A 17667-nucleotide genomic window follows, 5' to 3' on the forward strand; every position below is an offset into this window, starting at 1 on the left:
ATTATTCGCCCCCCTTTGTTCCGCCAACAGTCATTTCGCTTACGCGGATCATCGGCTGGCCAACATTGACAGGAATGCTTCCGCTTTGTGAACCGCACATGCCTGCACCGTGGTCCAGGTTATTCCCCACCATATCAACCAGCTGGAGAGTTTTCGGGCCATTTCCTATTAATGTAGCACCTTTTAACGGTTTGCCGATTTTCCCCTCTTTTACAAGATATGCCTCCATGACAGCGAAATTGTAATCGCCAGTTGTGGTATTGACCTGGCCGCCGCCCATGTATTTTGTATATATTCCGTATTCTGTATTTGAGATGATTTCTTCCGGAGTGGATTTGCCGTTTGCAATGTACGTATTCGTCATCCTCGAAGTCGGTGCAAAGCGGTAGGACTGCCGTCTTCCTGATCCTGTCGACTCCATGCCCATTCTGCGGCCGCCGAATTTATCAATCAAGTAACCTTTTAATATCCCATTTTCAATCAGCACATTTTTACGGGCTTTTTCGCCTTCATCATCTATCGTAATCGATCCCCACTCATTGGCAAGCGTGCCGTCATCAATGTATGTAACGACATCTGAGGCCACTTTTTCGCCGATCCGGTTTGCAAAAACAGAGTTTTCCTTCGCCACAGATGTAGCTTCCAGGCCATGTCCGCATGCTTCATGGAAAATAATGCCGCCGAATTCATTATCGATGATGACAGGCAATTTTCCGCTCGGGCATGGCTCTGCCCCAAGCATCGTGACCGCGACGCGGGAAGCTTCATTGGCATAATGTTCAAGGTTAAGGTCTTCCATGAATTCAAAGCCTTTATGGGCTCCAGGTCCATAGAAGCCAGTCTGCATTTGGTTTCCTTCTGCAGCAATTGACTGAATGGCAAGACGGCTTCGCACCCGGCGGTCTTCAACAAATTTACCTTCCGAGTTGGCAATCAGCACATTCTGTTCTTCATCCAAATACCTGACCGTAACCTGCTGGATGCTGTTATGATACTTTTTCGCAATCTCGTAAGCCTTTTTCATCACATCTACTTTGCGAAGCTTCTCCACTTCGCGCGGATTAAGAGATATAGGATGTGCTGCCGGAATGATTTCTTTTTGAAGCTGTGAGGGCTGAATGATTTTTTCTCCTTGGATCGCCTGGGCAGCATTGCCCGCAGCTTTAAGCAAACCTTCCTTTGAACCATCCGTTGTGTAAGCATAAACACTCTGCAGTCCCTTAAACACGCGAATGCCTATCCCGTAATCCCTGCCCGATAAGCTGCTCTCAATTTTACCGGCCTGCAGTGCGAGGTTATTGGTAAAACGATCCTCAACAAACACTTCCGCAAAATCCCCGCCAGTAGCCAGGGCTGCTGTAATAACATCCTGAATGATTGATTGTGAAAGCATAAAGACCCTCCCTATTTCTAACTTTTCAAACTATTCTAATCATACCGAACTGATCTTTATTTTAGTATGATTTTTTCCTTTTTTGACCAATAAGGAGGATGATTATGCCTCGGTCTGGAGACTTAAATGGGGTTATTTGCAAGTACAACTGCTTTATTTACAATTTCGCTTATTTATTTGCATGTTCAGCCGCTTTATTTGCAAGTTTACATATTTATTTGCAAGTTCAGCCGCTTTATTTGCAAATTCACTCTATTTGCAAAGCTGTTTTCCACACAAAAAAAGCGCCACATCCATGGCACTTTTTATAATACACCGGAAAACAGCCGGGCGAAGGATTCCTTCGATCTTTCCGCAAATCCTCGTTTATAATACTGGACTGGGCTTATTTTTTCGCTTTCTTCCAGATCCTCCTCATAATGGGCGACAAGATCACGGATGGAGCTTGTACCGTATAGGAAGACGTTGACTTCAAAGTTCAAGTGGAAGCTGCGCATATCCATATTGGCCGTCCCAATTGAAGCGAGGATTCCGTCAACGATAATGATTTTCTGATGCAAGAAGCCTTTTTTATAGGTATAAATTTCGACACCATATCGAAGCAGTTCCGCAAAATAGGACCGGCTAGCGTATTGGGTCAGGAAGCTGTCATTGATCTCAGGGACCAGGATGCGCACTTCCACTCCTTTAGCCGCAGCCACCCTCAATGCGGTACGAATGGATTCATCCGGGACAAAATAGGGTGTGGCAATCCAAATGGATCTGGTTGCGCAGGATATCATTGAATAATACAGATCACTCATAATCCCCTGCTGTGTGTCGGGACCGCTGGCCACCACCTGCACCGCACCATCGAGCACATCATCATCAATCGGATACTTTACATTTCTGTAGTCCTCCAATACATCTTCCTTGCTGACATATTCCCAGTCCAAGAGAAAAACCGTATGCAGTGTGTACACAGCCTCCCCCTTCAGGAGCATGTGAGTATCCCGCCAGAAGCCGATTTTTTCATTTTCGCCCAGGTATTCAACGCCCACGTTCAGTCCGCCCACAAAGCCGACTTTCCCATCTATTACAACGATCTTGCGATGGTTTCGAAAGTTGAATTTCTGATTGAAAAACCCGTACTTCAGCGGAGAAAATGGCCTTACTTTAATGCCTGCTTCCTCCATCGACTGCAAATCCTCCAGTGTCATCCCCATGCTGCCTGCCGCATCAAAAATAAACATCACTTCTACACCCTGCCTGGCTTTGTCAATCAAGATATTGATGATTTCTTTGCCAAGCCTGTCAGACCGGAAAATATAATATTCCATATGAATAAACTCTTCTGCTTCACGCAGCTTTTTCTTGATTTCGTTGAATGTCTCCTCGCCATTTTTAAGGATCTTGGCCCGTGAATTGGTGCTTAGCGGAGTCAATGCCACATTATTTGCGAACTTTGCAAAGCAGTGCTGGCTGTCCTGCAGGAATGATATATCGGGTGTATCTTCTCTTTTCATCAGCCTTTTCCATTCATCCCTGTCCCTGCTCCTTTTGCTTTTAAACAAGTAGCCTTTCAAATAAAGCTGCCCGGAAAACAAATAAAATAGATAGCCGGCTACCGGAAAAAACACCAGTACATACATCCACAGCAAGGTCTGGTTTGGGCTGCGGTTCTCAAGCATCAAAGAATAGGCGCTGATCAATATCACAGCTGCATAAAGCAGGACAGCACCGATTTTAATTGGCGAGCCGGCATCCGTGAAAAATATCGTATACACTGATGCAATCAGGATAAAAACAAATAGGGATTCAACTCTTCTTTTTTTCATAGCCCACTTCTCCATATCTAAAAAGGTTACAATATGTATGTTACCTTATACCCTTTTTGATGCCCTACAGAAACCAGGCAACATTAGCTTTTCCCATTTTCAGGAGAAGAAAGCATGTTCCGGAAAAAAAGAAGAGTCTTGCTGATAACGCAAAACTCCATGGCTATTGTCCGCCTCCGGTATAATGATTATCACCCATCGTATAATTCGTGCCTTCCCCTGGTTTTTCACTTGGGCTGATTCCTTTTTGCATTGTATTGTTAATCTTTTTCCTTCTTCGGTCGATCCAATAAGCAAAGGCCAGAGTCGCGATAATTAAACCAAACAGCACTCCCATTCTGCGTCCCCCTTTATTTATATATATTCTCCTGCGGGCATCCCTTTGCATTATATTTCGAAGAAAATTTCATTTTTCCTTTTAAAAAAAGGAGAGCTTTTCTTCATAGCTCCCCTTTTCCTATTACTTCCTCATATTCTCCTGGTCCTTCAAACGGTTTTGCTGATCCGGCTTACGCTCCTGATCTTTTAATGACTGTTCTTGTTTCTGCCCGGTATTCTGCCCTTTTATAATATCTTTTAAGTCCTTGCTGTTTTCCTGAGACATTCCAATCCCTCCTGTACCTTTTTTATCCTGTTCCCTTATAAAGGCAGAAAAAAACTATATATAGAAAAATGTTAAAGGAGTTTTTACTGTTAACGAGAATTTATAGGGTTAGGAAAAAATAAAGGAGTGTCCAGGATGGAAATTAGGCTTCTGCGTCCGGATGATGCTGAAATATACAAAGAGATAAGATTGGAAGGTTTAAAAAAGAATCCGGAAGCATTTGGTTCAAGCTATGAGGAGGAAGCCGGGAGGCCTCCTGAAGTGTATGGAGAAAGATTTAAGGCAGATAACTCCTTTCACTTCGGCGCATTTGAAAAAGGAAAACTTATAGGTGTAGTCAGTTTAGTACGAGAAACCGGATTGAAAGTGAATCATCGATCCAATATTTATGCGATGTACGTCACAGAATCCGCCCGTCAGAATGGTGTTGGCAAGGTCCTGGTTGGCAAGGCTGTGGAAAAGGCCCGCTCATGGGACGGAGTGGAACAAATTCACCTGGCCGTAATGTCTGAAAATATTCCTGCTAAAAAGCTTTATGATTCTTTCGGCTTCGAGGTTTACGGAAAGGAGAGGCACGCACTGAAGATTGATGGAAAGTACTATGATGAAGACCTGATGGCACTGTTTTTATAATAAAATAAGGCAGCTTCCTGTTTGAAGGGCTGCCTTATTATCATTGATATTTCTTTACAATTTCCTGCAGTTTCAGGGCCAGCCCCATTTTCCCGTCTACTTTCAGGCTGCCTGTCATAAATGCCATTGCCGTGTTGAGATCATCTTTTAATAACTTAGAAAAGTTTTTGTCTGACAGTTTCAGTGTCACTTCAGGCTCATGAGGAGCCCCCTCTTCCACTATTACTTTTCCCTCCTTTAATAAAATCTGAATGAGACCGCTTTCCTCAAAGTCCACTTGAAACACCCTGTTTTTTTCATCCTTGATATGTACGGGATCAGCGTTCATTTTATCTGCCAGCTGGTATAATTCATCTTTAACTGTCATGGCATGTTCCTCCTTCTTTTATAAATGCCTGCATAAATTATATTTCAACAAATAAAGATAAATCCCTGCCGAAAAATGAACATCTATTCATTTTCCGGCAAAAGAATAGCACCTTACTGACAAGGCGCTATTCTCATATATACTATTCTCTCTTCCCTTTTCCTTTCAAATCAACACCAATGGCAGCACCATTGCGGCTTGAATCTGCCACACCTTTGAAAATTCCTTTGTCCCGATCGATCAAAATACTTTGGACGTTTCCGATTGTGGTCGGACTCGGACCGAAGTTATGCCCCATTACATTGAGCTGGTTTATAGCTTCTAAAGGAATGCCTTCTTCAAAGCGATAGGAGTTCAGGTTATTTGTATAGATCCGCGGTTCCTCAACTGCTGCTTTTAACTCCATGTCATATTCTATGGCGTAAAGGATCGTCTGCAGGACTGATGTTATAATCGTTGGGCCGCCTGGTGAACCAACTGTCAGCACAGGCTCCCCTTCTTCAAAAACAATCGTCGGTGTCATCGAGCTTAATGGCCTCTTGTTAGGCTGGACTTCATTTGCACCGCCTGGTACGGCATCAAAATCTGTCAGCTCATTATTCAGCATCAACCCGTAGCCAGGAACCATGATTCCTGTTCCGAATACCTGTTCAATCGTTGTCGTATAAGAGACAACATTTCCCCATCTGTCCGTTACGGAAAAATGGGTAGTCTCGCCGTATTGGCGGTCATTCGGCTGTTCAGCTGCTTCATAATTGGCTTCACTGTTCTCATATTTCCAAGGATCTCCCGCTTCGGGGCTTGGATTCACTTCATTCAGGCTGATCAGTTCCTGGCGCTCCTTAATATAATCAGGGTGCAGGAGCCCATTGACAGGGACATTTACAAACTCTGGATCCCCTGCATAGACGGCGCGGTCTGCATAGGCAAGATGCATGGTCTCAGCAAGCAGGTGATATTTTTCCCAGGATTTTAAATCATATTGTGATAGATTAAAGTCATCCAAAATCTTCAGCATCTGCAGCAAAAACACTCCGCCAGAGCTTGGAGGCGGCATGCTTGCAATTTCATACCCCTGGTAATCTCCCCAAATAGGCTCGTCAATAGTTACTTCATATGCAGCAAGGTCTTCAGATGTCATCGATCCGCCAAAATCCTGCACCACACCAGCAAGAGCGTCTGCCATTTTCCCATTATAAAAAGCGTCTGTTCCGCCAGCACGTATCATCTTCAGGGTTTTTGCAAGATCCTTCTGTACTAGACGGTCCCCTTCTTCAAGAGGTTCACCCTTAGGCAAAAACACTTTGCCTGCAGCCGTTCTGCCAAGCTTATCCTGATTATCGGCAATCGCATCGGCTAATACAGAATCAATCGGGAAGCCTTTATCTGCCAGCTTAATCGCAGGACCGATCAGCTGCTGCATAGGGCGTGTTCCCCATTTTCCAAGAGCCGTTTCCAATCCTTTCAATGTGCCAGGCACACCGACAGCCGTACCGCCAGTTGAACGCTCCGCAAATGGAATCGGCTTTCCGTTTTCATCCAGGAACATATCTGGTGAGGCACCGGCTGGGGCACGTTCACGGCTGTTAATGATGGTAGTTTCTTTCGTTTTGCCATCATAGACCATCATGAAACCCCCGCCGCCAATTCCGGACATCATCGGTTCCACAACATTGAGGGCAAGTTGAACAGCGACAGCCGCATCGATGGCATTACCTCCCTTTTTCAAAACATCTGCCCCTATTTTTGACGCAAGCGGATGGGCTGAAGCCACCATTCCATCCTTGCCGACATCAACCTGGCTATAACCGCCATAGCCATCATCAGGCTTTGGCTTTTTCGCCTGCCCGGTTAAAGGCATGGTTCCGGCAACTAGTAAAATACTTAAAAGCATTAGAATACTAGCTTTCAAAACTCTTCTCATATTCTTCCTCCTTCAGTTAGGTTCTACACGTCTAACTTAAAAGGAAGGAAAAGGATAATCAAGAAATAAGAGTTAATATTCTGAAAGTTAAATCTATTTTACTAGACACTGGTGTGTACAAAGGTTCAATTATATTTGCAGGATAGGAAGATATAAGGAGTCAGTTTTTTACAATTAAAAGTTTCTTTAACTCGGCAGCCCCCAGCTCCACGGATGTTTTCACGTAGCCGATGATCTGCTGGAATGTAAACACTTCAAGGGACTTTTCAGCGTCGTTTTTATCATATTCGAAGTCTTTTAAAACATAAGGAATGAAAGCACTGACTTGATCTGCAGAAACCTCATCTAGGTTTGGTACCTTTACATCTCAAATTTAACCTGGCCGTAATGTTCAGACAGCTTTGCATTACATAGGCGAAAATCATTATGATAGCGGGTAAAGACTTCCACATTTTTTTCCATTCTGTTTTTCAGCCAGGGAAGATAGAAGCCTGTCAGCCAGACATGGTCTGCAATTAAGTGGGTGTAATAACCGAGGATGTAAGGTGAAGGACTTTTGCTCCTGTATTTATCAAGGAAACTATTATAATCAATTCTTCGCGTGTAATCATCCGTATTTCCTTTGTAAAAATGAGAAAGATCTTTCGGAGAAACAGCGTCAGGCGCTATTCCTCCCAGTAAAAATGCTGCTTTGTCCTCTATTTTCATTCTGGATGCAATTTCATTGTTGATTATGCTATGCATCACTCTGGAACCCATTCTTCTCCCCCTTATTTACCAAGGCAGACCTGTACCGTATTTCTTTGCCCTGGCTTCACTGTCCTTTCTCCGCTTTTTGCGGAATTCCGCACGTTCTTTTGCTGTTTCATATAAGCTTTTTTCTTCTTCTGTTTCAGGTACAACTGTCGGCACCGGAGTCGGCTTTCCATTCTCGTCAACTGCAACCATTGTCAAAAAGGACATAGCACACACATTCCGTTCGCCTGTCAGCAGGTCTTCTGCAATAACTTTTACGAAGATCTCCATTGATGTCCGGCCTGTATAGGTCACAAAAGCCTCCAGGCAGACTGAATTGCCTTCATAAACCGGATGAAGAAAGTCAACAGAGTCTGTAGATGCGGTTACGACATTTCTCCTTCCATGCCTCATCGCCGCGATGGCTGCCACATCATCAATATAGGACATAAGCTTGCCGCCGAATAATGTTCCATATGTATTTGTGTCAGGCGGCAGCACAATGCTCGTTTTTACTGTAAAAGATTCTCTGCATGTTTTTGTTTCATTCATGTTGTTCCCTCCTGTTTTCTTAAAGCATACCAAAAGCTGATGGCTAATAAAAATAATTTGGAAAGATAGTTAAAAGGATATTGCTAAAAATATCCTTTCGTCATATAATCTTATTGACCAGTGTTCAATAATGAAAGGTGATTCTATGAGTCCAAGAAAATCAGCCCATGAAGAACTAACAAAAGAAGCAATCATCTCTGTTGCACGTGACCTGTTTGTAAAGGAAGGATATTCCGCAGCATCCATGAGAAAAATTGCGGACACCCTTCAGTGCAGCCATGGTGCCATCTATTATCATTTCAAAAATAAGGCTCAATTATTTTACGAAATAGTTGAAGCCGATTTTCAAAAGCTCGATCAAGTCCTCGACAGTGTGCTGGAAGAATCTGCAGATACCAATGAACAGAAGCTTTTCAACATTTTTTACCGTTATATCCAATTTGGAATGACCCATCAAAAACATTATGAGCTGATGTTTTTAATTCATGATGATGATGTGAAAAGCTATCTAAATGAAGGACCAAATAAAAGCTACATGCATTTTGCGCAAGCGATTAATTCACTCGCGCCAAGATCTCTTTCCATAAAGGATATATGGTCTGTATTTCTAAGTTTGCACGGCTTTGTCACACATTATTGCAGATCGGAAACAACATTTGAAGAAGTGAAGGAACTCGCCTCTTCACATGCCCAATTTTTAATAAAAGCAATTTTTTAAAGAAATGACGTCGCATTTCTTTAATTTTTCCCCATAATTGAACAGTGGTCAATTAAATAAAAAGGATGATGAAGAATGATGAAAACAGCTGCAGTTTTAGGAGCAACAGGCGGAATGGGCTATGCTTTGACAGAGGCATTATGCCGCAGAAATATTAAAACTATCGCTTTTGCAAGATCTGAAGAAAACCTGCTTAACTTCAAAAAAGACTGGGGACCAAGTGCTGTTATCCATTCAGGCGATGCACTGAATCCAAATGATGTTGAAAAGGCAGTGTCCGAAGCAGATGCTGTTTTTCATGCCATTAATATCCCTTACCCCGACTGGGATCCCACACTCTCAATGATCTTAAATAATATCCTGCAGGCTTGCCGCAAACATCATAAGCCTTTTATTTATGCTGATAATATATATTCCTATGGCCTTCAATCCAGCCCTGCTAACGAAGTTTCTCCCAAGAATCCGAACACAAAAAAAGGCAAGCTGCGCCAGGCTCTAATTGAGACTATTAAAAAATCAGGCGTGCCATACATCATTGCCCACTTCCCTGACTTTTACGGCCCTCATACAGGAAACACACTCTTACACTATACACTCAGCCAGATTATTGAGAAAAATAAGGGCATGTTTGTCGGCAAGACCAATATACCGAGAGAATTCATTTTTATTAAAGATGGGGCGGAAGCTTTAGCCGAACTTTCATTGAATAAAAACTCATACGGTGAAGTCTGGAATATCCCTGGAGCAGGAACCATAACCGGAGAAGAAATAGCCAGTATTGTTTCTCAGCATCTTAGCAGAGGCGTTACCTTCAGACCTGTCCATAAATGGATGATTCGTGCTATCGGTGTTGTGGATCCCATGATGAGGGAATATACAGAATTGATGTATTTGAATCAGACGCCTGTTATTTTGGACGGCAGTAAATATGAAGCGATAATTGGAACTCTCCCTAAAACACCATACGAGGCTGGGATTAAAGTGACACTGGATCATTTACTAAACGAAAGGAATGCCGCAATCTAGCGGCATTCCTTTATTTAAAGAATGAATTTTTCTTCTTCCCTCTTAGGATATCACCCATCCAGCCTTTTTTTACAAGCATGATATAGAGGCCCGCTGTAGTGGCAGCGATGATCATGATCGAGAATAAATACCCATACTTCCACTCAAGTTCGGGCATAACTTTGAAATTCATGCCCCAGAGCGCTCCCCAGGAAGCGATTGGTGTCATTAGAGTGGTAATGACAGTAAGAGTCTTAACAATTTCATTTCCCCGGTGCATGGATACCATTTCTTCAAAATTAACCAAATCATCAATTTCCTGCTGATACTCCCGCACCAGCGTATAGCCCCTTTCAATTCGCTTGCAGGTTCTTTTAAATTCAGTTCCTTCTGTAACACCCTCTCCAAACGTTTCTTCTACACCCAGTCTGATTTCTTTAACAGGAATCATGATATTCTTCCACACCAGGATCTGGTGGCGGAGCTCATAAATTTCTTCCAGGCGGTTAATATTGTTTTTCTCTTTTATTTTCCATAGCAGCTCATTTAACCGCACTTCAAACTTATCAATCTTCTGGATGTTATCACTTAGAATCTCGCCTAAAATCACGAAAAATCCATCAATGGCATTATGAGTATAATCCATTTTTTTTAGCAGCAATGAATCATCAGACTGAATGACAGACGAATCAAAGTTGACGGTGATGAGAAAATCCCTTGTCAGAAAATAGTGGAACACACTATTTTTATGCTGCTCTTTGACTTTCTGCTGATAAATGAGCGAGCCGCTGAGAAATTCCTTATCACGTTCGGAAGTATCTATTTCCATTACATTTGTTTTGTTCTCGGTAGTGTTCCTGGCCCATTCCTGTAATGCCCCTTTATAGTCGGCAGCCTCATTAAACTCTATTTCATCCAAGTGATCGTAACGGTACCATTTCCAATTATCTTCGCTATATTCTTTTTCCATCCCCATCTTCCTCCTGGAATCCTAATCCTTTTTAATAAATACATAATTCCCCTCTCACAGCCCTAGTAAAACCCTTTAGAAAGAGTAATTATTTCTAGTACTGGAAACAATGTTATTAAGACTGAATGTTTGCATTTCAATATGCCGGGTAAATAATCACCAAGAAATACAAATCCAATAATTTGAAGGAGGAGCATAATCATGAATTCTCGTCCGTTAAATTCATATCTGTTAGCCGGTGTTGGCATTACGAGTATTTTGTTGTTGGCAAGCAAAAATAATCGAAATAAGGTTCAGTCTCTTGCAGTTAAAATGAAAGGCATGCTTCCAGACCGCTTTATAAATGATACAGTGCCTGAAGAAAAACTTGGCCACCCGGACCCGCATAATATTGAAGATAATAAAATGGTTGACGAAGGTGCCATGTATTCAGTGAATTACTATAACGAAACCGTACAGCAATGACCTAAGGACTGACTTCCTTAGGTTTTTTACATAATTCTAAATTTTCGGAGGAAGCAAGATGGGCGTTCTTTTCATCCTGATTTATTTGGGAATCGTTTTGGCTGTTATCGAAATTCATACGCTAATCTTCACATATACAGGGCTTGATAAGCATATTGCGAGATTTCAGGTGATCAGCATGCTTACAGGAACCGGCTTTACAACCGGGGAATCTGAACTGATTATCGACCATCCAATCCGCAGAAGATTCGGAGCCTTTTTAATATTATTTGGCGCTTTTTCATTGGCAGTTATCATTTCGGCAATCAGCAGTATCCTTTCAGATGAATTTTTCACTGCCAAGATTTCGATCGTGGCCGCTGCCCTGATCATGGTTATTATTATTTTAAGGATGCCTAAAGTGCGGGATTATCTTTCGGGGAAACTGGAGCATGAGCTCGAAGAACATTATGACTTTCGAGATCTCCCGATAAGAGAAGCGCTGCTTACGGATGATACGGATCATGTATTGGATTATTTCATTGATGAAACATGTGAATATAAGGAAAAAGAGTTAGGGGACATTATCGAAGAGGATGAGGACATCAATGTGCTCTATATCCAGCGAGGTGACGTAAAGATTAGAAAAGACCGGCTTGTGACGGAGCTTCAAGAAGGCGATCATATTATCCTGTACGGAGATGAACAAACGATTGAGAGCAAATTCGGGGAAAAAAATGAGAAAAAAAAATGAAGCATCTGCCCATGACGGAGATGCTTTTTCATTTTCAGTTAAACTGCTTAGCTGGCGACAGATATAGTGTCAGGCCGATTTTTCTGCATACTGTTACATAGTGCATCATGGCGAGAAGTACTGCCCCAGTATTCATGCCCATAATGATCCCGTCCATCTGCAGGCTATGCATAGAACCAAGCAGGTACATGACTGTAAATGAAACAACCGTGGACCATACAGAATGATAAGCTGCATCTTTCATCAGGCCCAGGCCGATTAAGTAGGCCTGCATCGGGATAATGAAGAAGTGAAGCAAAAAGAATGGCCAAAGCATCTGCAAATACACCGCTGCATCTGTTGAATGAAAAAACACATCGGTCAGCGGCCGTGCGAAAAAGTAAAAAAGTCCAACCGAAGGAATTCCGTATAAAAAAGTGACAAAAAACACCTGCTGAAGAAGCCTCCTCAGTTCATCCAGGTTTTTATCCGCATATTCTTTAGACACAGTTGGTATCAGCATAATTAAAAATGAATGAGCAATGAAGGATGGAAAAAAGCCTATAGTCATGGCCACACCTGCAAGCATACCAAAATGCTCTGTTGCGATTTCTCCCGGCACCCCTGCTTTAAATAGCGCCGCTTTGATCAAAAATGGCTGAACTGCATGGGTCAAGGCATGGAAAACTCGTAAAGCGGTAGTCGGCACAGAAACAGATAAAAGGTTTTGCCTCACACTTTTTCCGCTGACATAGTCAGATGGCTCTTTTTTAATACGCTGATACTGGATAATAAACATGTTCAGCAAATAGAGAAAAACAACAATCTCACTTCCTACAAACGTGCAAAATGCAATAAAGACCGCTGTATTGACATCAAATTGAAATGCCTGATAAAGAACCACGAGCAGCAGGAGCTGAACGGATTTGCGCAGAAAATTGGAGGCTGCAATTTTTCCCATTTGATGCTTGCCCATGAAAAAGCCTCTGGCAATCGAGGAAAATGACACGATTGGAATGAACCCGATCACAACCCACCTCAGCAGCGGATGATACTCATTAAAGACACTGACAACCGGAAGGATTGCTGCTGCAATCGGAACCAAAACCGCTGTAAAGATAATGGTCAGCTTGATGACATGATGGAGCATGCTGAGATGATACCTTTTATCCTTTTCAGCTATGAACTTGGAAATAGAGATCGGAAGCTCGAAACTAGCCAGCAGCACAATCAAAAATATGGTCGGCAAAATCGACATGTACATGCCAAGTCCCCTCTCCCCCAGTTCCCGGGCGAGCACCATATTCACCACAAACTCTATACATTCGCTTGCAAAAGCCGCCAGTGCAAGCAATATGACTCCTTTGAAGAATTTACTCATTGCGCCTCTCCTTATATAATGCAGATTCTATATAAGATATGAGACATGCCCCGATAATATATTGCCCTTTTGGAACTTTTAAGAAAATAATATAACGAAAAGGAGGCTGGCAGTATGCCGGCCTCCTTTCTGCTAAAATACAAAAACATGTGCAATCAGTACAATAACAGGTAAAGTAATAACCGTTCTTTCAATAAAAATAACGAATAAATCCAAAAAGCTCAGCGGAATGTTCGAACGCAGGATCAGGATCCCGATTTCAGACATGTATACTAATTGTGTTAATGACAGGCCCGCCACGACAAATCTTGTCAGCTCGCTCTCAATCCCGCTCCCTATAACGGCCGGAAGGAACATATCAGCAAAGCCAACAAGCATGGTTTGTGCTGCCGCTCCTGCTTCCGGCAATTGCATAAACTCCAAAACCGGGATGAGCGGGTATGAAATTAACTCAAATGCAGGCGTGTATTCCGCAATGATCAGGGCTGCTGCTCCAAGGCTCATCACAAGCGGAATCAGGCCCATCCAAATATCCAAAACGGTTTCAATGCCATTGGTTAATAGCTTTTTGGGACCCGGAGCATTCCTTGCTTTATCAATTGCCTGCTCCCATCCCCATTTCAATTTCGAAACCCCTTCCGGAATGGTTTCATCAATCTGCTGTCCTACCGGCTCATAATAAGTATCTGGTTTGCGGGATAATGGCGGAATTCTTGGCATAATCAATGCTGCCACGACACAGGCAGCAGAAACGGTTAAGTAAAAAGGGATGAATAAATGGCCAAGACCAACCACATTCGCAACGACAAGACTGAAAGCAACAGATGCAATCGAAAAGGTTGTCGCAATGACCGCTGCTTCTCTTTTGGTGTAAAAACCTTCATCATATTGCTTCGTTGTTACCAATACACCTACTGTTCCGGCGCCCATCCAGGACGCAAGGCAATCGATGGAGGACCGTCCGGGAAGTGTAAAAAATGGCCTCATAAATTTTTGGACAAGCGCCCCTATGAACTCCATTAAACCAAACTCTACCAAAAGCGGCAGAAGGATGCCGGCAAACAGGAACCACGTAAGCAAAACGGGAGCCAGGTCGTAGAGAACCACTCCGCCTGTATTCCGCGACCAGATAAATTCAGGCCCAATCTCAAACAAAGTCATGATCCCTACCGCGAATCCAAGGATTCTCATTGTTAGTCCAAACTTGCCGGTATCAAATAATCCTTTTAAAAACTTATTATCCAGTATAAATGCCGGTTTTGCTGCTTTTGTCAGGATGGAAAGAAAAACTGATATCCCTAAAATAAAAATGATAATGGCAGGCATCTGTTCACTGAACGCATTGCCTAATAGAGATGCTAAAATACCAACACCAATCGTTACATCTCCCTGAAATTTAACTGGAACCAGAAAGAGGAGCGATCCAATTAAAGATGGAATGATGAATTTCCAATATTCTCCTGTGACAGCCTGCGGTTTAACCCTTGTCTCAAGCTTCATTCTCATACCTCCTTATGATTTGGAAACAACAGCTTCATGTTCTGTAAGTGCTTCTTCCAATACTTTCAGACCCTGGTCGATTTGCTCTTTTGTCACGATAAGCGGCGGGATCATCCGAATCACTTCCCCTGAATTTCCGCAGAGATAAAAGAGGACTCCCTTATCAAGTGAAGAGTTCAGAATATCCATTACCGCATTTCCATCCGGTTTTCCGGTTTGCGGGTCGATTATTTCAATGCCGATCATCAGCCCCAGACCTCGGACACTGCCAATTGCAGGATATTCGGCTTTCAAATCCTGTAATTTTTTTAATGCATACTCTCCCATTTGCTTTGCATTTTCCAAAAGATTCTCCGTTTTTAGTACTTCAAGAGAAGCCAAGGCGGCAGAGCAGGCAATCGGATTTCCGCCGAAAGTTGTTCCATGGGCGCCGAGCGGCCATTTTTCCATCAGTTCCTTTGATGCTGCAGTAGCACTTAACGGCAGTCCTGCAGCGATTCCTTTTGCAATCGCCATGATATCCGGCACAACATCAAAAGCCTGAGCGGCAAACCATTCTCCAGTACGCCCAAAGCCGGTTTGCACTTCATCAAATATCAGCAGGATACCATGCCTGTCACAGATTTCCCTGATCTTCTGCATCCATTTCTTCGGAGGAATGATATAGCCTCCTTCCCCAAGAACCGGCTCAATGATCATGCAGGCAACTTCTTCCGGGTCCACCTGATGCTTGAAGAGTGTTTCAGCATCCTTTTCCAGTTTTCTTGGGAAGTACTCCTCAGAATCTTCACCAAAAGGGCAGTCCCGCTCATCCGCATATGGAAGCTGATAGGTCAGCCAGGACGGCTGCTGAAACTTGCGGTATTTGCTCTTCGATGTTGATACACTGAGTGCCCCCATTGACCTTCCATGGAAACAGCCTGTAAAGGAGACAACATAGGGCCTCCGCGTGACATACTTTGCCAGCTTAATAGCTCCTTCGATTGCCTCAGTCCCGCTGTTCGCAAAGAAAAAGCAATCCAGATTTCCCGGCGTAATTTTTCCAAGCTCATCTGCGAGCCGCAAAATCGATTCATAGATGATAACGCCTGACGGGCCGTGCACCAAATGATCTGCACTGTCTTTAATGGCCTGTACAACCTTTGGATGGCGATGTCCGACATTTTCCACTGCGATGCCTGATGTAAAATCCAAATACTCTTTTCCGTCGACTCCGTAGTAATAGCAGCCTTCCGCCTTGACCACCGGCAAATTCGGGTGATCCTTTGCCATGCTTGGCGCCAATAAGTTTGAAATGTTTCCGACAAGATGACTCCAATTTTCTCCGTTCATACTTTCCCCTCCTGAATCCTGCATTAAATGTAAATGCTATGTTTGCTCTGCTATTCTTTAATGCAATATTCATGCCAACGTATGTATTAACAATCATATTTTTTCAATTTTCTTACTACTGAAGGCTGACTGATCCCCAAGGCGCCCGCTATTTCAGTAGTGGTTCGGTAGCGCTTCCTTGCATTGATTAATACTTTCTTCTCTACATCTTCCAAAATACAAGGGAGAGATTGTCCCTCATAATCTATAAAACCATCTTTTTTTCCTTGCATATGGTATTCATAAGGCAGGTCCTCTTTCGTGATCATGAGGCTGGTGCTTGTAACGATAAGGCGCTCCATTAGGTTTTCAAGTTCTCTAACGTTTCCCTTCCATTCCAGCTGCAGCAAGTGATCGACCAGGGATCTTTCCAGCTGCCTTTCCCGATTATGCCGCTTGGAGATAGAGTGGAGAAAATAATGAATGAGGGTAAATAAATCCTCTTTCCTCTCCCTTAAAGGCGGAATCTTTAATGGCACCACGTTCAGCCGGAAGAATAAGTCCTGCCTGAAATCCTTGGATTCAACTGCTTTTTCGAGATCCTTATTTGTAGCTGCCAGGAGCCGAAAGTCTGCCTGAACCGGCTTTGTTCCCCCTACTCTATAAAACTGCTTGTCTTGTATGAATTTCAGCAGCTTTGCCTGCAGATGGGCTGAGAGTTCGCCAATTTCATCTAGAAATAGCGTGCCTCCTTTTGCCATTTCAGCAAATCCCATTTTGCCTTTATTCTTTGCCCCTGTAAAAGCACCGCCTTCATACCCGAAAAACTCAGCTTCAAAGATGGATTCCGGAATGGCACTGCAGTTTACTTCAATGAACGGCCCGTCTTTTCGCATACTGTTTTGATGTATCCATTTGGCGAGAGCCGATTTTCCGACACCTGATTCACCCAGGAGCAGGACTGTGACATCTACATCCCGGATTCTTCTGATGGTTTCAGCTATATTTCTCATCGCCAGGCTATCAGCTATCATGCCATCCATTTTGATGCTCTTATTGCGCAGGAGATCCAGCTCGCTCTTCACTCTGGCCATTTCTTCCTCAACACTGTTCAGGTATTCTTTTATAACAAGAAGTTCTGAAACATCGTAGGAATAGCTGACAATATGATCGATTTTTCCAGTTTCATTGAATACTGGAATACCAGTAACCAGGATCTTTTTGCCCGAGCCGGCTTTTTGCACCAGAATGACTTTTTTCTTTTTCTTTAATACTTCAGGAGTAATCGCAGGCTTGAAGACCCCTTTTCTTTCCAGATCATAAACAGATTCGCCAAGAAGAGATTCCGGTTCAACGCCGTAATGGCTGCCGCTGCCTCTACTGACTTTTATAATTATGCCGTCTGCATTGGTTACCATAATGTCTTCTTCCATTGAAGATATGACTTCTTTGTCATTATTCCAGTCCATGAAAAAGCTGTTCATTTGGGTCCTCCGAAAAAATTATTCAATATTGAATAGCGTTTCTTCTTTTGAAAGATCTTATTATTAAAAGAAAATCTCGTAAAATTATTCAGATTT

17 protein-coding genes and 1 pseudogene are annotated in these 17667 nt (G+C 43.0%); 5 read left to right on the forward strand and 13 right to left on the reverse strand.

Translation table 11 applies throughout. From position 1 onward, the window contains the following. Position 1: 1 nt before the first annotated feature. The 4 genes from QUF73_12300 to QUF73_12315 form a co-directional block, all read right to left on the reverse strand. The gene (locus tag QUF73_12300) at positions 2 to 1393 is read right to left on the reverse strand and encodes a TldD/PmbA family protein (GenBank protein ID MDM5226987.1); all 1392 of its coding nucleotides are present in this window, start codon (positions 1391 to 1393) and stop codon (positions 2 to 4) included. A gap of 305 nt (positions 1394 to 1698) precedes the next feature. Continuing rightward, positions 1699 to 3210 carry a cardiolipin synthase gene (gene cls / locus QUF73_12305; GenBank protein ID MDM5226988.1) on the reverse strand — a complete coding sequence of 504 codons (1512 nt, stop codon included), beginning with the start codon at positions 3208 to 3210 and terminating at the stop codon, positions 1699 to 1701. A gap of 163 nt (positions 3211 to 3373) precedes the next feature. Continuing rightward, a complete protein-coding gene (locus QUF73_12310) occupies positions 3374 to 3547 on the reverse strand; it encodes a hypothetical protein (protein MDM5226989.1) in 174 nt (57 codons plus the stop codon). A 123-nt stretch (positions 3548 to 3670) separates the two neighbouring features. After that, positions 3671 to 3814: a hypothetical protein gene (locus tag QUF73_12315; protein ID MDM5226990.1), complete on the reverse strand. Its 144-nt coding sequence runs from the start codon at positions 3812 to 3814 to the stop codon at positions 3671 to 3673. A 135-nt stretch (positions 3815 to 3949) separates the two neighbouring features. Here QUF73_12315 and QUF73_12320 point away from each other — a divergent pair, with 135 nt between their 5' ends. Next, complete coding sequence (locus tag QUF73_12320; GenBank protein ID MDM5226991.1) at positions 3950 to 4447, forward strand: GNAT family N-acetyltransferase; 498 nt, start codon at positions 3950 to 3952, stop codon at positions 4445 to 4447. A 40-nt stretch (positions 4448 to 4487) separates the two neighbouring features. Here the strand turns inward: QUF73_12320 and QUF73_12325 are convergent, their stop codons facing one another. The 4 genes and pseudogenes from QUF73_12325 to QUF73_12340 all read right to left on the reverse strand — a co-directional run bounded on the left by QUF73_12325 (position 4488) and on the right by QUF73_12340 (position 8025). After that, complete coding sequence (locus QUF73_12325) at positions 4488 to 4814, reverse strand: SCP2 sterol-binding domain-containing protein (GenBank protein MDM5226992.1); 327 nt, start codon at positions 4812 to 4814, stop codon at positions 4488 to 4490. A 142-nt stretch (positions 4815 to 4956) separates the two neighbouring features. After that, positions 4957 to 6738 (reverse strand): gamma-glutamyltransferase, encoded by a 1782-nt coding sequence (ggt, locus tag QUF73_12330; GenBank protein ID MDM5226993.1) that lies wholly within the window; start codon positions 6736 to 6738, stop codon positions 4957 to 4959. Between the two features lie 160 nt (positions 6739 to 6898). Continuing rightward, positions 6899 to 7497 (reverse strand): annotated as a pseudogene (locus QUF73_12335) (zinc dependent phospholipase C family protein). A 15-nt stretch (positions 7498 to 7512) separates the two neighbouring features. After that, positions 7513 to 8025, reverse strand: a complete 513-nt coding sequence (locus QUF73_12340; protein ID MDM5226994.1) for an acyl-CoA thioesterase — start codon at positions 8023 to 8025, stop codon at positions 7513 to 7515. A gap of 145 nt (positions 8026 to 8170) precedes the next feature. Between QUF73_12340 and QUF73_12345 the strand changes: the two genes are divergently transcribed. Continuing rightward, a complete protein-coding gene (locus QUF73_12345; protein ID MDM5226995.1) occupies positions 8171 to 8743 on the forward strand; it encodes a TetR/AcrR family transcriptional regulator in 573 nt (190 codons plus the stop codon). A 75-nt stretch (positions 8744 to 8818) separates the two neighbouring features. After that, positions 8819 to 9769, forward strand: coding sequence for an SDR family NAD(P)-dependent oxidoreductase (locus tag QUF73_12350; protein MDM5226996.1), 951 nt, complete (start codon positions 8819 to 8821; stop codon positions 9767 to 9769). Positions 9770 to 9779: 10 nt separating this feature from the next. Here QUF73_12350 and QUF73_12355 read toward each other — a convergent pair whose 3' ends face one another. Beyond that, positions 9780 to 10718 carry a magnesium transporter CorA family protein gene (locus tag QUF73_12355; GenBank protein MDM5226997.1) on the reverse strand — a complete coding sequence of 313 codons (939 nt, stop codon included), beginning with the start codon at positions 10716 to 10718 and terminating at the stop codon, positions 9780 to 9782. A gap of 201 nt (positions 10719 to 10919) precedes the next feature. On the opposite strand from QUF73_12355, the gene QUF73_12360 reads away from it, so the two are divergent. Further along, positions 10920 to 11183 carry a hypothetical protein gene (locus QUF73_12360; protein MDM5226998.1) on the forward strand — a complete coding sequence of 88 codons (264 nt, stop codon included), beginning with the start codon at positions 10920 to 10922 and terminating at the stop codon, positions 11181 to 11183. A 58-nt stretch (positions 11184 to 11241) separates the two neighbouring features. Further along, positions 11242 to 11916, forward strand: coding sequence for a hypothetical protein (locus tag QUF73_12365; protein ID MDM5226999.1), 675 nt, complete (start codon positions 11242 to 11244; stop codon positions 11914 to 11916). 34 nt (positions 11917 to 11950) lie between these two features. On the opposite strand, the gene QUF73_12370 is transcribed toward QUF73_12365, so the two are convergent. The 4 genes from QUF73_12370 to QUF73_12385 all read right to left on the reverse strand — a co-directional run bounded on the left by QUF73_12370 (position 11951) and on the right by QUF73_12385 (position 17571). Then, positions 11951 to 13276, reverse strand: a complete 1326-nt coding sequence (locus QUF73_12370; protein ID MDM5227000.1) for a polysaccharide biosynthesis protein — start codon at positions 13274 to 13276, stop codon at positions 11951 to 11953. A 132-nt stretch (positions 13277 to 13408) separates the two neighbouring features. Then, entirely contained in the window at positions 13409 to 14776 is a 1368-nt protein-coding gene (locus tag QUF73_12375; GenBank protein MDM5227001.1) for a YjiH family protein, read from the reverse strand. Between the two features lie 12 nt (positions 14777 to 14788). Next, positions 14789 to 16108, reverse strand: a complete 1320-nt coding sequence (locus QUF73_12380; GenBank protein MDM5227002.1) for an aspartate aminotransferase family protein — start codon at positions 16106 to 16108, stop codon at positions 14789 to 14791. Between the two features lie 86 nt (positions 16109 to 16194). After that, positions 16195 to 17571 (reverse strand): sigma 54-interacting transcriptional regulator, encoded by a 1377-nt coding sequence (locus QUF73_12385; GenBank protein ID MDM5227003.1) that lies wholly within the window; start codon positions 17569 to 17571, stop codon positions 16195 to 16197. Positions 17572 to 17667: the final 96 nt, after the last annotated feature.

Source organism: Cytobacillus sp. NJ13 (assembly GCA_030348385.1).
Lineage (GTDB): Bacteria > Bacillota > Bacilli > Bacillales > Cytobacillaceae > Cytobacillus.

What these genes read in the sequence shown, in the direction of transcription:
- cls (MDM5226988.1), bottom strand. Translation starts at nt 3,210, where the DNA reads ATGAAAAAAAGAAGAGTTGAATCCCTATTTGTTTTTATCCTGATTGCA.
- QUF73_12300 (MDM5226987.1), bottom strand. Translation starts at nt 1,393, where the DNA reads ATGCTTTCACAATCAATCATTCAGGATGTTATTACAGCAGCCCTGGCT.
- QUF73_12385 (MDM5227003.1), bottom strand. Translation starts at nt 17,571, where the DNA reads ATGAACAGCTTTTTCATGGACTGGAATAATGACAAAGAAGTCATATCT.
- QUF73_12325 (MDM5226992.1), bottom strand. Translation starts at nt 4,814, where the DNA reads ATGACAGTTAAAGATGAATTATACCAGCTGGCAGATAAAATGAACGCT.
- QUF73_12370 (MDM5227000.1), bottom strand. Translation starts at nt 13,276, where the DNA reads ATGAGTAAATTCTTCAAAGGAGTCATATTGCTTGCACTGGCGGCTTTT.
- QUF73_12350 (MDM5226996.1), top strand. Translation starts at nt 8,819, where the DNA reads ATGATGAAAACAGCTGCAGTTTTAGGAGCAACAGGCGGAATGGGCTAT.
- QUF73_12310 (MDM5226989.1), bottom strand. Translation starts at nt 3,547, where the DNA reads ATGGGAGTGCTGTTTGGTTTAATTATCGCGACTCTGGCCTTTGCTTAT.
- QUF73_12365 (MDM5226999.1), top strand. Translation starts at nt 11,242, where the DNA reads ATGGGCGTTCTTTTCATCCTGATTTATTTGGGAATCGTTTTGGCTGTT.
- QUF73_12380 (MDM5227002.1), bottom strand. Translation starts at nt 16,108, where the DNA reads ATGAACGGAGAAAATTGGAGTCATCTTGTCGGAAACATTTCAAACTTA.
- ggt (MDM5226993.1), bottom strand. Translation starts at nt 6,738, where the DNA reads ATGAGAAGAGTTTTGAAAGCTAGTATTCTAATGCTTTTAAGTATTTTA.
- QUF73_12355 (MDM5226997.1), bottom strand. Translation starts at nt 10,718, where the DNA reads ATGGAAAAAGAATATAGCGAAGATAATTGGAAATGGTACCGTTACGAT.
- QUF73_12345 (MDM5226995.1), top strand. Translation starts at nt 8,171, where the DNA reads ATGAGTCCAAGAAAATCAGCCCATGAAGAACTAACAAAAGAAGCAATC.
- QUF73_12315 (MDM5226990.1), bottom strand. Translation starts at nt 3,814, where the DNA reads ATGTCTCAGGAAAACAGCAAGGACTTAAAAGATATTATAAAAGGGCAG.
- QUF73_12340 (MDM5226994.1), bottom strand. Translation starts at nt 8,025, where the DNA reads ATGAATGAAACAAAAACATGCAGAGAATCTTTTACAGTAAAAACGAGC.
- QUF73_12320 (MDM5226991.1), top strand. Translation starts at nt 3,950, where the DNA reads ATGGAAATTAGGCTTCTGCGTCCGGATGATGCTGAAATATACAAAGAG.
- QUF73_12375 (MDM5227001.1), bottom strand. Translation starts at nt 14,776, where the DNA reads ATGAAGCTTGAGACAAGGGTTAAACCGCAGGCTGTCACAGGAGAATAT.
- QUF73_12360 (MDM5226998.1), top strand. Translation starts at nt 10,920, where the DNA reads ATGAATTCTCGTCCGTTAAATTCATATCTGTTAGCCGGTGTTGGCATT.